The 15,891-nt window shown below is 54.9% G+C and carries 12 protein-coding genes; 7 read left to right on the forward strand and 5 right to left on the reverse strand.

Translation table 11 applies throughout. From position 1 onward, the window contains the following. Positions 1-5: 5 nt before the first annotated feature. Both FWJ25_RS15730 and rplQ read left to right on the forward strand, forming a co-directional pair. Entirely contained in the window at positions 6-1,010 is a 1,005-nt protein-coding gene (locus FWJ25_RS15730) for a DNA-directed RNA polymerase subunit alpha (protein WP_149601216.1), read from the forward strand. A gap of 33 nt (positions 1,011-1,043) precedes the next feature. Continuing rightward, entirely contained in the window at positions 1,044-1,442 is a 399-nt protein-coding gene (gene rplQ, locus FWJ25_RS15735) for a 50S ribosomal protein L17 (protein ID WP_149601217.1), read from the forward strand. Between the two features lie 220 nt (positions 1,443-1,662). On the opposite strand, the gene uvrA is transcribed toward rplQ, so the two are convergent. After that, entirely contained in the window at positions 1,663-4,485 is a 2,823-nt protein-coding gene (gene uvrA, locus FWJ25_RS15740) for an excinuclease ABC subunit UvrA (protein WP_149601218.1), read from the reverse strand. Positions 4,486-4,664: 179 nt separating this feature from the next. On the opposite strand from uvrA, the gene FWJ25_RS15745 reads away from it, so the two are divergent. Together FWJ25_RS15745 and ssb are read left to right on the forward strand one after the other, a co-directional pair. Next, the gene (locus FWJ25_RS15745) at positions 4,665-6,035 is read left to right on the forward strand and encodes an MFS transporter (protein WP_149601219.1); all 1,371 of its coding nucleotides are present in this window, start codon (positions 4,665-4,667) and stop codon (positions 6,033-6,035) included. Between the two features lie 57 nt (positions 6,036-6,092). Further along, positions 6,093-6,626, forward strand: coding sequence for a single-stranded DNA-binding protein (gene ssb / locus FWJ25_RS15750; protein WP_149601220.1), 534 nt, complete (start codon positions 6,093-6,095; stop codon positions 6,624-6,626). Between the two features lie 125 nt (positions 6,627-6,751). Here ssb and ntrC read toward each other — a convergent pair whose 3' ends face one another. From ntrC to glnA, 4 genes are all read right to left on the reverse strand, one after another. After that, a complete protein-coding gene (ntrC, locus tag FWJ25_RS15755) occupies positions 6,752-8,179 on the reverse strand; it encodes a nitrogen regulation protein NR(I) (protein ID WP_149601221.1) in 1,428 nt (475 codons plus the stop codon). Continuing rightward, a complete protein-coding gene (gene glnL, locus FWJ25_RS15760) occupies positions 8,176-9,270 on the reverse strand; it encodes a nitrogen regulation protein NR(II) (protein WP_149601222.1) in 1,095 nt (364 codons plus the stop codon). Before glnL ends, ntrC begins: the two co-directional genes overlap by 4 nt. Before the next feature lie 259 nt (positions 9,271-9,529). Then, a complete protein-coding gene (locus FWJ25_RS15765) occupies positions 9,530-10,054 on the reverse strand; it encodes a DUF4124 domain-containing protein (protein WP_149601223.1) in 525 nt (174 codons plus the stop codon). A 166-nt stretch (positions 10,055-10,220) separates the two neighbouring features. Continuing rightward, the gene (gene glnA, locus FWJ25_RS15770; protein ID WP_149601224.1) at positions 10,221-11,624 is read right to left on the reverse strand and encodes a glutamate--ammonia ligase; all 1,404 of its coding nucleotides are present in this window, start codon (positions 11,622-11,624) and stop codon (positions 10,221-10,223) included. Positions 11,625-12,163: 539 nt separating this feature from the next. On the opposite strand from glnA, the gene typA reads away from it, so the two are divergent. From typA to dtd, 3 genes are all read left to right on the forward strand, one after another. Continuing rightward, a complete protein-coding gene (gene typA, locus FWJ25_RS15775; RefSeq protein ID WP_149601225.1) occupies positions 12,164-13,975 on the forward strand; it encodes a translational GTPase TypA in 1,812 nt (603 codons plus the stop codon). Between the two features lie 98 nt (positions 13,976-14,073). Then, positions 14,074-15,036 carry a prolyl aminopeptidase gene (pip, locus tag FWJ25_RS15780; protein WP_149601226.1) on the forward strand — a complete coding sequence of 321 codons (963 nt, stop codon included), beginning with the start codon at positions 14,074-14,076 and terminating at the stop codon, positions 15,034-15,036. A gap of 95 nt (positions 15,037-15,131) precedes the next feature. Continuing rightward, the gene (gene dtd / locus FWJ25_RS15785; protein ID WP_149601227.1) at positions 15,132-15,593 is read left to right on the forward strand and encodes a D-aminoacyl-tRNA deacylase; all 462 of its coding nucleotides are present in this window, start codon (positions 15,132-15,134) and stop codon (positions 15,591-15,593) included. Positions 15,594-15,891: the final 298 nt, after the last annotated feature.

The following is a 15,891-nucleotide window of genomic DNA, read 5'->3' on the forward strand; positions in this document are numbered from 1 at the left end:
CGTCTATGCAGCGTTCAGTACATGAGTTATTGACACCTCGTACCATTGACGTGAAGGAAGCGAGTGCTACACGAGCCAAGGTGACACTTGAGCCTCTCGAAAGAGGGTTCGGTCATACCTTGGGTAGTGCACTGCGTCGCATCCTCTTGTCTTCGATGCCGGGCTGCGCTGTAACTGAAGCGCAGATCGACGGCGTCTTGCACGAGTACAGCGCCATTGAGGGTGTCCAGGAAGACGTTATTGAGATTCTCCTGAATCTTAAGGGCGTCGCCGTTAAGATGAACGGCCGGGACGATGCAGAGCTTACGCTCAGCAAGAAAGGCCCAGGTGCCGTTACAGCCGGTGATATCAAGCTGGATCATGATGTCGAGATCGCTAATCCCGACCACGTTATCTGTCACCTGAGTGAAAATGGTGAAGTTAACATGCGTCTCCGGATTGGTCGCGGTCGCGGCTATGAGCCTGCCGACCAGCGCGGTCTCGACGAAGACGAAACCCGCGCCATCGGACGCCTGCAGCTGGACGCTACTTTCAGTCCGGTTCGCCGCGTAGCCTACGCAGTAGAAAGCGCACGGGTTGAGCAGCGTACCGACCTGGACAAGCTGGTTATTGACCTGGAAACCAATGGCACCATCGACCCGGAGGAAGCAATTCGTCGGGCGGCGACCATTCTCCAGCAGCAACTGGCTGTGTTCGTAGATTTCGATCATGAGAAAGAGCCTGAGCGCGTAGAGGAAGAGGAAGAAATCGATCCTATTCTGCTGCGTCCGGTTGATGATCTGGAATTGACAGTGCGTTCAGCTAACTGCTTGAAGGCTGAGAACATTTACTACATCGGCGATCTGATCCAGCGCACAGAAGTTGAGCTGCTGAAGACGCCTAACCTTGGTAAAAAGTCGCTAACCGAAATCAAGGACGTTCTTGCGTCCCGTGGTTTATCCCTCGGTATGCGGCTCGATAACTGGCCACCGGCTAGCCTTCGTGGCGACGACCGGGTTCTGGGCGGTTAATCGCCGATTAGTTTAAGGTAAGGAATCAGAGCAATGCGTCATCGTAAGAGTGGTCGTAAGTTCAGCAGGACCAGTGCGCATCGCAAGGCCATGTTCCGTAACATGACTGCGTCACTGGTTGAACACGAGCTGATCAAAACAACGCTGCCGAAAGCTAAAGAGCTTCGTCGGGTAGCTGAGCCTTTGATCACGCTTTCCAAGAATGATTCGGTCGCGAATCGTCGTCTGGCGTTCTCACGCCTGCGTAGCGATGCAGCGGTTGCCAAGCTCTTTGACGAGCTGGGTCCCCGTTACAGCGAGCGTCCGGGTGGTTACCTTCGTATCCTGAAGTGCGGTTTCCGTGCTGGCGACAACGCGCCTATGGCGTTTGTTGAGCTGGTAGGTCGTCCGCTGGATATTGAAGCGGAAGAGGTGGACGAAGACGAGGAGTAAGTTCCTCGGCTTCGGCCAACCAGAAAAACCGGGTTCCGTGAGGTTCCCGGTTTTTTTGTGCCTTGGTTGTATGTAATTAGTAGGCTGTTGGCTCGGGTGGCTGGCAAGGGAGTGGGGGTTTATTTTCTTTGGAAAAATAACTCGCTTCGCTCAGACATCTTTTTCCGGCAGAAAATAAAGCCCCACTCCCTCGCCGACAGAGCTCTTCATTTCCCGCCAATTACTGCTTCAACATGGGCTTCAAGTAGCGGCCCGTGTGGGATGCGGGGTTCTCGGCAACTTCTTCTGGTGTCCCCTCTGCAATAATCTGTCCGCCTCCGGAACCGCCCTCTGGCCCCAGATCCACAATCCAATCTGCGGTTTTGATCACGTCCAGGTTGTGCTCGATCACCACAATGGTATTGCCGTGGTCACGTAGCCTCTCCAGTACATTCAGCAACTGCTGGATATCATAGAAGTGCAGGCCTGTGGTCGGTTCGTCCAGGATGTAGAGTGTTTTGCCTGTGTCGCGTTTGGAGAGTTCTTTGGCCAGTTTTACCCGTTGAGCTTCGCCACCTGAGAGGGTGACCGCACTCTGTCCCAGGCGGATGTATGAAAGGCCGACGTCGATCAGTGTTTGAAGCTTGCGGGCTATGAAGGGCACTGCCTCGAAAAATTCACGGCCTTCTTCGACAGTCATCTCCAGCACTTCGTTGATGTTTTTACCCTTGTAGCGGACTTCGAGTGTTTCCCGGTTGTAGCGCTTTCCTTTGCACACATCGCAAGGTACGTACACATCGGGCAGGAAGTGCATTTCAACCTTGATGACGCCGTCACCCTGGCAGGCTTCACATCGGCCGCCTTTCACGTTGAACGAGAAACGCCCGGGTTTGTAACCCCGCGAGCGGGCTTCCTGGGTTCCGGAGAACAGTTCACGGATCGGGGTGAACAATCCGGTATAGGTCGCAGGGTTTGAGCGAGGCGTCCGGCCGATGGGGCTCTGGTCTATATCGATGACCTTATCAAGGTGATCAAGCCCTTTCAGTGATTGGTAGGGGGCGTGGCTCAGGCTCGTGGCCTTGTTAAGTTTTGTCGCGGCTACTGGGTACAGGGTGCCATTGATCAGCGTGGATTTTCCGGAACCTGATACCCCGGTGATACAGGTCATGATTCCCAATGGGATGTTCAGGGTTACGTTCTGGAGGTTGTTCCCGGAGGCTCCCTTGAGTGTCAGCTTTTTACCTGACCCAGGGTTTCGCGTTTTCGGCACAGCGATTTCCCGTGCTCCACTCAGGTACTGGCCGGTGAGGGAGCTGGGGTTTTCGATAATTTCGCCGGGGGTTCCCTGGGCTATAACCTGTCCACCATGGACTCCGGCGCCGGGCCCTATGTCGATGACATGGTCAGCAGCGCGGATAGCGTCTTCATCGTGCTCGACCACTATGACGGTGTTGCCGAGATCCCGCAGATGATTGAGGGTTGCGAGCAGGCGATCGTTGTCCCTTTGGTGGAGGCCAATAGAAGGCTCATCAAGAATGTACATGACGCCCACCAGGCCAGCTCCAATCTGGCTGGCTAGCCGGATGCGCTGAGCTTCACCGCCGGAGAGGGTGTCCGCACTGCGCTCGAGGGTGAGGTATTCAAGTCCGACATTGACAAGAAACTGTAGGCGCTGGCGCACTTCCTTGAGAATTTTTTCTGCTATTTCTCCCTTTCGGCCCGGCAGCGAAAGGCTTTCGAAGTAGGCATGGGCATCGCCAACAGGCAAGTGGGTTATATCGGGAAGTGCGCGTTCCTCGATGAAGACGTTACGTGCGCCTCGACGGAGCCGTGAGCCGTGGCAATCTTTACAGGGTTGAGTGCTGAGGTTTCGAGAAAGCTCCTCCCGCATGCTCTGTGAGTCGGTTTCCCTGTAGCGCCGTTCCAGATTGGGGAGGATGCCTTCAAAGGGGTGGGCTTTTTCCATGATATGGCCCCGGGAATTGACATAGCGGAAGCTTATGTCCTCCTTGCCTGAACCGTTCAGAAGGACATCCTGAAAGTCCTCGGGTAGGTCCGCCCACGGTGTTTCCAGATCAATACCATAATGCTCTGCAACGCTGCCCAGCATCTGAAAGTAATACACGGCACGTCGGTCCCAGCCCTTGATGGCTCCGGCTGCCAGTGTTGCTTCGGGGTGCTGGACGATCTTTTCGGGGTCAAAAAATTGCCTTACTCCAAGTCCGTCACAGGTTGGGCAGGCACCGGCCGGGTTGTTAAACGAGAATAGTCGGGGTTCGAGCTCGCTGAGAGCGTAGCCACACTGTGTGCAGGCAAACCGGGCGGAAAAAGTATGTTCTTCCCCGGTGCCGTCCATCGGTGCAACCAGCGCAATCCCGTCGGCCAGTTCGAGCGCTGTTTCAAAACTTTCAGCCAGGCGCTGCTCGAGTCCGGGTTTGACCTTGAAGCGGTCAACAACCACGTCGATTTGGTGCTTCCGCTTTTTGTCGAGGGCCGGCACATCGTCAATATCGTAGACGGTGCCGTCGATTCTGAGGCGAATGAACCCCTGGCTTTTCATGGTATCAATAATTTGCAGGTGTTCGCCTTTTCTGTCCCGGATCACTGGCGCAAGGATCATTAACTTGCTTGCTTCCGGCATCGCCAAAACCTGGTCTACCATCTGGCTAACGGTCTGGGCCTCAAGGGGCTGGCCGTGGTCAGGGCAGCGAGGTTCGCCCGCCCGGGCAAACAACAAGCGCAGGTAGTCGTAGATTTCAGTAATGGTGCCCACGGTTGAGCGGGGGTTGTGTGAGGTTGATTTCTGCTCGATTGAAATGGCAGGAGACAGACCTTCGATGTGGTCTACATCGGGCTTTTCCATCATGGAAAGGAACTGGCGGGCATACGTTGACAAGGATTCAACATAACGGCGCTGGCCCTCGGCGTAGAGGGTATCGAAGGCGAGGGAGGATTTGCCTGAGCCGGATAGGCCTGTAATGACAATGAGTTTGTCCCGCGGCATGTCCAGGTCGATGTTCTTCAGGTTGTGAGTGCGTGCGCCCTTGATCTGGATGCGGTCCATAAAACCTCGCTCAGAGAAAAAACGGAAAGTATACCGCGTTATAGCGGCGGTCGTGAAAGCGTGATTGCCCGGATGATCTGGATTGTGCGCCCACTGCCTGCCTTCTGTTACAATGCGCCGCCTGCGGGCCCCGGCGCCCGACTCGAATTATTCATCTCCTGGCTGAGGTAGTTGCCACCATGAACGCACTGGAAAAGCGATCCGTTCTGGCCCTGGCGTCAGTGTATGCCATGCGCATGCTCGGGCTGTTTATGGTCATGCCGGTGTTCATGTTACTGGGGGCCGATCTGGAAGGCGCAACGCCCGCTCTGCTTGGCTTCGCTATTGGTGCCTATGGTCTCAGCCAAGCGCTCCTGCAAATACCCTTTGGCCTTTTGTCTGACAGAGTTGGCCGAAAACGCATGATTTACATCGGTCTGATTCTTTTTGCGTCGGGCAGTTTGCTGGCCGCCTCCGCCGATTCAATATACGTAGTTATCGCCGGTCGGGTTCTCCAGGGCGCTGGCGCGATTGCGAGCGTGCTGATGGCTCTTCTGAGCGATCTTACCCGTGAGCAGGAGCGAACCAAGGCGATGGCAACGGTGGGTATTTCCATCGGTATGTCATTTTCGGTGTCTCTGGTGCTTGGCCCGCTTCTCGGTTCGGTTTGGGGATTGTCCGGGTTGTTTTACGCGACAGCCATCCTCGCGGCTCTGGCTCTGCTGATTGTGTTCCGGCTGGTTCCCACCCCACACCAGAGTAAAGTCAGCGCCGATACCCATCCTGCGCGGGAAATGCTGGGGCGGGTGTTATCAGATGGCCGATTGTTGCGACTGGATTTCGGTATTTTTTCTTTGCACCTCGTGCTGACTTCTTTATTCCTTGTATTCCCGGTGATGCTCAGGGATCAGCTGGGATTGCCCAGCAGCTCCCATTGGTGGTTCTACCTGAGCGTGATGGTCACTTCGTTTTTCGCCATGGTGCCGTTCATTATCATTGGTGAAAAGAAAAGGAAGATGAAGCAGGTGTTGTGTGGTGCGATTGCGCTATTGACGCTTTCCGCCGCAGGATTGTCCGTTGTGTCTGCCAGCCTCCCGTGGGCCTGGGGAACATTATTCTGTTTCTTTATGGCATTTAATCTCCTCGAAGCGAGCCTCCCTTCTCTGATTAGTAAAGAAGCGCCTGCGGCTGCTAAGGGCACCGCCATGGGGGCTTATTCAACCTCGCAGTTTCTGGGGGCTTTCCTGGGTGGGGCCTTGGGGGGGGCGTTAATGGGCCTGCTTGGCATGACGGGAGTATTCTGGTTCATGGTTGCTGTTCTGGCATTGTGGCTTGTTGTCGCGATCACGATGCCTGCACCGGGTTATAGCACCAGTTTCGTGTTACAGTTGAAGGAAGTTGTCGCGAGCCAGTATGACGAGATTGACAACCGTCTCCGCGGGTTGCCGGGGGTTGAGGATGTGGTCATCGTCGAAGATACCGCCACCGCGTATCTCAAGGTGGATCGACAGTATTTTGATGAGGGGTTACTTGCCGGTTTTTCGTTTGTCCGGCAAGGTAGCAGTTCTTGAAATCCGGAGGTTCGCAAGGATTGCGGGCTTTCATGAAACGATAGTCGGGAGCAGAACATGGCACGTGGTGTAAACAAGGTTATTCTCATCGGGAATCTGGGGCAGGATCCGGATACCCGTTATACCCCCAACGGTAGCGCCGTTGTGAATCTGACCCTTGCGACTGATGAAAGTTACAAGGATCGTCAGACCGGGCAGATGGTACCCAAGACGGAATGGCATCGTATTGTGTTGTTCGGCAAGATCGCCGAAGTGGCCGGTCAGTACCTGCGTAAAGGCTCCAAGGTTTACATTGAAGGCAAGCTTCAAACCCGCAAGTGGCAGGGGCAAGATGGTCAGGATCGTTACACCACCGAGGTGGTTGTAGACATCAATGGCCAGATGCAAATGTTGGATAGCCGCGGTGACGGTGGTATGAATCAGGGGGCCCCTGCAGGTCGCCCACAACAGTCGGGCTACAACGCGCCAGCGGGTGGTCAGCCTCAGCAGGGTGGTAATCCTCCGCCTCAGCAATCTGGCGGATACAGCCAGCCTTCTCAGGGCTCCATGCCGGAGCCAGTGGATGACTTCGACGACGATATTCCGTTTTAAGGTTTACCGCGCACTAAACCGGTAGAGCATCCGATAGAAGCCCCGTTTTGCGGGGCTTTTGTTTTTGCAGAAATAAAAAAAGGGGCAAACCTTTCGGCCTGCCCCAAAACAAAGAGCCCGGCGGCTCAGTCGTCATCGCTTTCGGGGTGATCAAGCCCCAATTCGTTGATTTTTCGGGTCAGCGTGTTTCGTCCCCAGCCCAGCAAGACAGAGGCATCCCGGCGTCGCCCGCCGGTGTGCTTGAGAGCTGTCTCAATCATGATTTTTTCAAACTCCGGCACGGCGGTGTCCAGAATGCCCTTCTTACCCCTTTTAAGCTCCTGCTCAGCCCAGCCGCGCAGACCCTCCTGCCAGGTTGTGCCTGTCGTGGGGGTTTCCGCCTGGTGCAGAAGTTCCGGGGGGAGATCGTCGATATGAATCTCCCGACCACTGGCCATGACCGTCAGCCAGCGGCAGGTGTTTTCCAACTGACGGACGTTGCCGGGCCAGGGCAGGGTTGTGAGGTATTCCTCGGCATCCGGGCGCAGGATTTTGGGCTCGACTGCCAGCTCTTTCGCTGCGCGCTTCAGGAAGTGTTGCATCAACCTCGGGATGTCTTCCCGGCGTTCCGCAAGCTTGGGCAGGTGTACCCGGATGACGTTCAGCCGGTGGAACAGGTCTTCCCGGAAGGATCCCGCCTGTACAAGTTTCTCCAGGTCCTGGTGAGTGGCGGCAATTATGCGGACATCAACCTTGATGGGGGTGGTTCCGCCAACGCGATAGAATTCCCCATCCGCCAATACCCTGAGCAGTCGGGTCTGAGTGTCCGCCGGCATGTCACCGATTTCGTCCAGAAACAGAGTGCCTCCATTGGACTGTTCGAAGCGACCCTGCCGGGCGGCGCCGGCCCCTGTGAAGGCGCCTTTCTCATGGCCGAACAGCTCTGATTCGATCAGATCCTTGGGGATGGCGGCCATGTTCAGGGCGATAAACGGGTGGTTTGCCCTTGGGCTGTGGTTGTGCAGGGCCTGGGCGACCAGTTCCTTACCTGTACCACTTTCACCGTTAATCAGAACGGTAATGTTGGAATGAGAGAGGCGACCGATAGCGCGGAATACCTCCTGCATTGCAGGAGCTTCACCAATAATCTCGGCGTTGCGGGCGGCACTATCTGGTTGGGGCTCGGCATTTGCCCGCTTCTCGTGGCTATGGGCTACAGCCCTTTTGACCAGAGCAACAGCATCGTCCACGTCAAATGGTTTTGGCAGGTATTCAAAGGCGCCGGTCTGATAGCTGGTAACGGCGCTTTCGAGGTCCGAGTGGGCGGTCATTATGATGACCGGGACATCGGGATGGACTTCGACGATCTGAGAGAGCAGGGTGATGCCATCAACGCCGGGCATCCGCACATCACTGATGATGGCATCTGGTTGTTCATGTTCCAGGCGCATCATGATGCTCTCGCCGCTGTCAAATACGCGAGGCTCCATACCGGCCTGTGTGAGGGCGCGTTCCAGCACCCAGCGAATGCTCTTGTCGTCGTCAATAATCCAGACGTTTGCCGGTTGGCTCATGGGGTTTCCTCCAGGGGCAGGAAGATGATGAAGTCGGTCTGTCCTGGTTCGCTTTCACACTCAACCAGGCCTTTATGTTGTCCGATAATGCTTTGGGTAATGGAAAGGCCCAGGCCTGTGCCGGTGGCTCGGCCGCTGATCATCGGATAGAAAATGTTCTGCAGAAGCTCGGGCGGAATGCCCGGACCGTTGTCGATAACATCAACACGACATACCAGTCGATGACGTCGGTGACCAATAGTGAACTGTCGGAGAGCTCGGGTCCGGAACGTGATGGTGGGCGGCTCGTCGCTGCTAGGACCATCCTGATTTTCGAACGCTGCTTCCATGGCGTTGCGGGCAATGTTGAGGAAGGCCTGTATCAGCTGCTCTTTGTCACCGGTCACTTCTGGAATGCTGGGATCGTAGTCCCGTCGAAACACCAGCCGCCCCCGGCTTTCGGCTTCCAGTAGAGTGGCAACGCGTTCCAATACTTCGTGAATGTTGGTTTCGGCAAGCTTCAGCGCCTTATTGGGGCCGAGCATCCGGTCTACGAGGCTTCTCAGGCGGTCCGCCTCGTCAATGATGACCCGTGTATATTCACGTTGATCTTCGCTGTTCAACTCCCGGTCCAGCAACTGCGCTGCTCCGCGGATTCCTCCCAGCGGGTTCTTGATCTCGTGGGCCATTCCCCGAACGAGTGTGCGGGTCGCTTCATGTTGTGAAATGATGTCTTCTTCGCGGCTGATGCGAAGCAGGCGATCCCGGGGCTGGATTTCAATCAAGAGTTCGGTCGGGGCCAGGCTGAGGGGGCTGACGGAGTAATCTACAGTGAGCCGACATCCGCTGGTGAGAATGAACTCCGCTTCCCGGCGAGTATAGGATTGCCCGTTTTCCAGGGCGGCCCACAGTGTTTTCAGGGCATCTGCCGAGTCGATCAGAATGTCGCTGAAGGACTGACCGCTGCTGCGGGTCATACTGGTTTCAAAGAGGCTTTCCGCTGCAGGATTCAGGTAGCGGATATTGAGATTGTCTTCCAGAACCAACACGGCCGTAGTGAGGCTGTCGAGAATGCTTTTGTATTCGTTGGTGTAGGCCTTGGACAGTGCCATGGGTGAATTCCGTTGGTCCGACATAGTGATCTTGGTAACCCCTATATATTTGCAAAAAGCGAACCAGTTTCGTGGTTGTGTCTGAATTGATGAGCAAAGTCCGGGCACGGGGGAGTTATGTGTAGCAATAGCATGCCGTAAGCTGGTGCATGCCCTTTTTAGAGGCCGTGCCTGGCGGCAAGGGTCGCCCTGTTGCTGATCAGAGTATGGCTTTTTTCTGGTGCGAGCGCACTAAAGTAGTGCGCTTGTGTTCGTGGGATCAGTTGGCGACGGAGGGGCGGTGAACGGTGAATGAGATGGGGGTGCCGCTTTTTACCTGAATGCCGTTTTCGTCAACGATATGGACGAGAGCTGTGTGAGTGCCACGATATATGTTGCTGACCGTGATGGACCCTGAGGTGGTCTGGCCTACTGGCTGGCCGTCGATGGTAACTTCGAACTTGTGGCCGGGCTGTAGGTCCGGGGTACTTTTCAGTTCAAACTGAATGTCGCCGCTACCGCTGTGAAAGGCCTGATTGTTTTTCGGGTACGTAAAGGATACGCCCTGGTAAATGGCTCCCTCGCGCTTGACCTCTTTTCGCAATGTTTCTGTTTCCTGCACAGTTTGGGGTTTCGGCAGGGTTATTGTGGTGACCGGTTTTACTTCAATCGCCTCTGCACCTTTGGACGGTTCATCGGAATAGGTGACATTCCCGTACTGGTCCACGTTGCGGTAGATCTCGGCGGCTGTAGGGCCGCTCAAAGCGATCAATGCTGCGGCAAGTAGTCCGTGACTCGCGTTCATACGCACACCTTCTAGTGATTTTTCTCGATTATCGGTGGCCCCTTGAGGCATTTCAACGCCTGGGGTTGAGATGTTGGTTACATATCGTTAAGGGGAGCGGGGAGGGGCGGTTATAAAAAAAAGCCCCGCACGAGGCGGGGCTTTGAAATCCTGAAAAACGGCTGTTTTAGCAGGAGTAGTAAAGATCGAACTCAACCGGGTGAGTGGTCATGTTCAGTTTCTCTACTTCGCCGCGCTTCAGGTCAATGTAGCCAGCGATCATGTCTTCGGTGAACACGCCGCCACGAGTCAGGAACTCGTGATCTTCCTGCAGGCAGTCCAGCGCTTCCTGGAATGTTTCTGCAACAGTCGGGATGCTCAGTGCTTCTTCCTTCGGCAGGTCGTACAGATCCTTGTCCATGGCATCGCCGGGGTGGATCTTGTTCTGGATGCCGTCAAGGCCGGCCATCATCAGAGCTGCGAAAGCCAGGTACGGGTTAGCGGAAGGATCCGGGAAGCGTACTTCGATACGACGGGCCTTCGGGCTGTTTACGTACGGGATACGGATGGAAGCGGAGCGGTTACGGGCAGAGTATGCCAGCATAACCGGAGCTTCGAAGCCTGGAACCAGACGCTTGTAAGAGTTGGTAGAGCTGTTGGTGAAGGCGTTGATGGCCTTGGCGTGCTTGATGATGCCGCCGATGTAGTACAGGGCAGCTTCGCTCAGGCCGGCATAGCTGTCACCGGCAAACAGGTTTTTGCCGTCTTTGTTCAGAGACATGTGAACGTGCATACCGGAGCCGTTGTCACCTACAACCGGCTTGGGCATAAAGGTTGCGGTCTTGCCGTATGCGTGAGCTACGTTGTGCACGCAGTACTTGAGGATCTGTACTTCGTCAGCCTTGCGGGTCAGGGTGTTAGCGCCAACGCCGATTTCACACTGGCCAGCTGTGCCCACTTCGTGGTGGTGTACTTCGATTTCCAGGCCCATGGACTCCATGGCCGCGCACATTGCTCCGCGCAGGTCATGCAGGCTGTCGACCGGTGGAACCGGGAAGTAGCCACCTTTAACGCCGGGGCGGTGACCGATGTTGTTGCGGTCGAAGTCTTCGCCGGAAACCCAGGCAGCTTCTTCGGAGTGGATGGAGTAGCTTGCGCCCTTCATGTCCACTTCCCATTTTACGGAATCAAATACGAAGAACTCCGGCTCAGGGCCAAACAGTGCGCCGTCTGCGATACCGGTAGACTTCAGGTACTCTTCTGCGCGCTTGGCAACGGAGCGGGGATCACGCTCGTAACCCTGCATGGTAGAAGGCTCTACAATGTTGCAGGTGATGTTGATGGTGGTTTCTTCGGTGAACGGATCCAGTACGGCAGTTTCGTCGTCCGGCATCAGGATCATGTCGGATTCGTTAATGCCCTTCCAGCCGGCAATTGAGGAGCCGTCGAACATCTTGCCATCGGTGAAGAAATCTTCTTTTACCTCGGTGGCAGGCAGTGTTACGTGCTGTTCCTTACCACGGCTGTCGGTAAAGCGCAGATCTACCCATTTGACTTCGTGTTCTTTGATCAAATCAACTGTCTTGGACATTGTGCATGCTCCATCGGTTTTCCCGCAGTCGCGGGCCTGTTTCATGTTCGGTGTGCCGGATCGCTCGGGGCTCCCGAGTTCCGATCGGTTTTCAGGTCTGCGCAGCTTATCAAAAACTCTCGCAAGTAACCTGCAAATTTCGGCTGCATTCTGCAAAGCAAGGGGCTTGCCAATTTTTGGGGCATTCGGCAAACTCCAGTAATAACAAGGGGTTTCTGCGTTCTTAGGTCGCCAGATTGGCATCCTCCGCTGCAAAAAAGGGCGGCTAAAGCACCAAAAAGGTGCGCAAAATGATGATTTGCCTTATTGTGGTGCGGGCGCTGTTCAAAGAATAGGCGTTTTTCTACATATTAACGTCATCAACTTTCGGATATACTGCGCGCCTCCTCATTTTTTGCCGGTCTGGCTACGCCAGTCGGAGCTGGTGCCGCCCGGTGCCGGACAATGGGTTCACTTTACGGATTTGAGACGGCATGTGTGGGGCCCCGGCTCCAGTAGATCCTCTCAGGTCAATGAAAGCATGCCGCAGGATTATTGTTGTGATTGAAAAGCTTCGTAATATCGCCATCATCGCCCACGTCGACCATGGCAAGACTACGCTTGTAGACCAGTTGTTGCGCCAGTCCGGAACCCTGGATCGGAAAGAGCTGGAAAATGATCGGGTCATGGACTCTAACGATCAGGAAAAAGAGCGGGGTATTACCATCCTCGCCAAGAACACAGCCCTGAAGTGGAAGGACTACGATATCAATATCGTAGACACCCCGGGCCACGCTGACTTCGGTGGTGAAGTAGAGCGGGTGATGAGCATGGTTGACTGCGTGCTGCTGGTGGTTGACTCCATCGATGGACCCATGCCTCAGACTCGTTTTGTTACCCAAAAGGCTTTTGCCGCAGGTCTGCGGCCTATCGTTGTTGTTAACAAGATCGACCGCCCGGGCGCCCGTCCGGATTGGGTCATTGATCAGGTATTCGATCTTTTCGATGCGCTTGGTGCGACCGATGAACAGTTGGATTTTCCAATTGTTTACGCCAGCGCCCTGAACGGTATTGCTGGTGAAGATCACGAAAACCTTGATGACAACATGGATGCGGTATTCCAGGCGATTGTTGATCATGTGCCTGCACCGAGCGTTGATCTCGATGGTCCTTTCCAGATGCAGATCTCCCAGCTGGATTACAACAGCTTCCTGGGTGTAATCGGCATTGGTCGCATCATGCGCGGCAAGGTCAAAGCAAACTCCCCGGTTACTGCAATTGGCGCTGATGGCAAGAAGCGTAACGGTCGTATTCTCAAGATCATGGGCCACTCGGGTCTGCAGCGTGTTGAAGTCGAAGAGGCTCAGGCGGGTGATATCGTCTGTGTCAGCGGTCTGGATGAGTTGTATATTTCAGACACGCTTTGTGATCAGAGTGCCGTTGAGGCCCTGCCGCCTCTGACCGTTGACGAACCGACCGTATCGATGACGTTCCAGGTCAACGATTCGCCGTTTGCCGGTAAGGAAGGCAAGTACGTTACCAGCCGGAATATCAAGGAGCGCCTTGAAAAAGAACTGCTGCATAACGTTGCTCTGCGCGTCGAAGAAGGCGACTCCGCTGACAAGTTCAAAGTGTCTGGCCGTGGCGAGCTGCATCTGTCAGTTCTGATTGAGAACATGCGTCGGGAAAACTTCGAGCTGGCGGTTGGCCGCCCTGAAGTTGTCATTCGTGAAGTCGATGGCGAAAAGCAGGAGCCGTACGAAAACGTTATTGTTGATATTGAAGAGGCGCACCAGGGGCCTTTGATGGAACAGATGGGTCTGCGCAAAGGCGACCTGACCAACATGGCTCCGGACGGTAAAGGGCGTATGCGTCTTGAGTACACAATTCCTGCTCGCGGGCTTATCGGCTTCCGGAATACGTTCCTGACGATGACCTCCGGTACCGGTATTCTGACGTCTACCTTCAGTCACTACGGGCCGATCAAGTCTGGTGATATGACCAGCCGCCAGAATGGTGTACTGGTATCAATGGCTAACGGAACTGCGCTGACATACTCTCTGGAAACCCTGCAAAGCCGGGGCAAGCTGTTCCTGGAGCCTGGTCAGGATATTTACGAAGGTCAGCTGTGCGGCATTCATAGCCGCGAGAATGATCTCGTGGTTAACCCGACCAAGGGTAAAAAGCTCGACAACATGCGTGCTTCAGGGAAAGACGAAGTCATTGCGCTGGTTCCGCCGATCAAGCATACCCTTGAGCAGGCACTTGAGTTCATTGACGACGACGAGTTGGTTGAGGTTACTCCGAAATCTATCCGTCTGCGCAAGAAGTTGCTGACTGAAAACGAACGGAAACGCGCCAACAAGAAGTAATTCTGGCAAGTGGTATCCGGAAGGGGCAGATCACCTGATCTGCCCCTTTTTTTTTGTGTTCAGCTACACTCCGGGTAAATCCATCTCGGGAATTGCCCATGCTGACTCTTTATCCGGAAATTCAGCCGTATGCACAGCACCGCGTTGTCGTTGATGCGCCTCACGCGCTTTACGTGGAAGAAAGTGGTAATCCCGATGGCATACCCGTTGTGGTCATTCATGGTGGGCCTGGGGGAGGGTGTGAAGAGTATCATCGCCGTTTCTTCGATGCTGAACGCTTCAGGATCATCCTTATGGACCAGCGTGGAGCCGGTCGGTCAACTCCCCTGGCTGAGCTTGATGGAAATGATACCGGGGCCCTGGTTAGAGATCTGGAAACGGTGCGTTGCTTTCTTGGCGTAGATCGTTGGCTGTTGTTCGGTGGTAGCTGGGGCTCGACCCTCAGCCTGGTGTATGCCCAAGCGTATCCGGAGCGAGTTCTGGGGCTGATTTTGAGGGGGATTTTTCTTTGTCGTCCAAAGGATATCGAATGGTTCTACCAGGACGGTGCGAGCAGAGTTTTTCCTGACTACTGGGCGGACTACGAGTCTCAGATTCCTGAGCGCGAGCGGGAGAATATGGTCGCTGCATACTACCGCAAGCTCACCAGTAGTAATGAGCTGGAGCAGATTCAGGCCGCGAAAGCCTGGTCGGTTTGGGAGGGGCGGTGCGCAACGCTGCATCCTAATCCCCGGGTGGTGGAGCATTTTGGCCACCCTCATGTAGCAATCGCATTGGCGCGGATCGAGTGCCATTACTTTATGAATAATGCTTTTCTGGAGCCGGATCAGATTGTGCGTGATGCCCACAAACTGGCGGATATTCCAGGGGTTATTGTGCATGGCCGGTACGACATGGTTTGCCCTCTGGATAACGCACTGGCTCTCAGCAAAGCCTGGCCGGAAGCGGATATGAGGATTATCCGGGATGCCGGGCATTCGGCTTCCGAGCCGGCGATTGTCGATGCTCTGATCCGTGGGGTGGAAGAGGTGGTCGCGAAGTTCCGCGGGCAGGCCGGGTAGGTTTTCTGACTTTTGTATGGTTGCGATAGCGAATCCACAGAGATAGAATCCCGCCCGGAGTTGACCACCTCTCCCAACGGAATTCAGGGATGTGAATGAAAGGGCTGATCCAGCGAGTATCGGAAGCCAGTGTCAAGGTTAATGGTGAGCAGATTGCAGCCATTGATCAGGGCCTGTTGCTCCTGCTGGGGGTGGAGCGTGGAGATGGAGATGCGCAGGCAAGGGAACTATGCCGAAAAATTCTGACTTACCGAGTTTTCCCCGATAGTCAGGGACGAATGAATCTGAGCCTGAAGGACATTGCGGGCTCCCTTCTGATTGTTCCCCAGTTTACGCTTGCTGCAGATACGTCGTCCGGAACCCGGCCGGGTTTTTCGCTGGCGGCTGCTCCCGATGTGGCCAATGACCTGTTTGAGCTGTTTGTGGCTGAGTCCCGTTCGGTGCTTGGCTCCGGTAGCGTAGGTTGTGGGATGTTTGGCGCGGATATGAAGGTGACGTTAGTCAATGATGGGCCGGTGACCTTCATGTTACAAACCGGGGCTGCCAGCAAAAAGTAAGTGCCTGTGAATCTTGCACAGAAGTGGGGCGACCTTGTGGCGTGTGACCTCGAGTGGTGCGAAAATTGGCCCTTGATGAGAGTCGGAATAAATTCCACGTAAGGTTTTTTGTGTTAAGTGCATGAAATTCTGACGTTTAATGGCATTTGGCCCCGTAATTGAAATATAGCTGTCACGAAGGGTTATGCGCACTTTACGGTATAAGTCCTTGCCTTTCTGGTGCCAAACGAGCTAAAAATGCACCGCCTAATATTTGCAAAATCAGGCAGGTTGTATTAAAACAGGTTCATCATGTGGG

Source organism: Marinobacter salinexigens, assembly GCF_008370345.1.
Lineage (GTDB): Bacteria > Pseudomonadota > Gammaproteobacteria > Pseudomonadales > Oleiphilaceae > Marinobacter > Marinobacter salinexigens.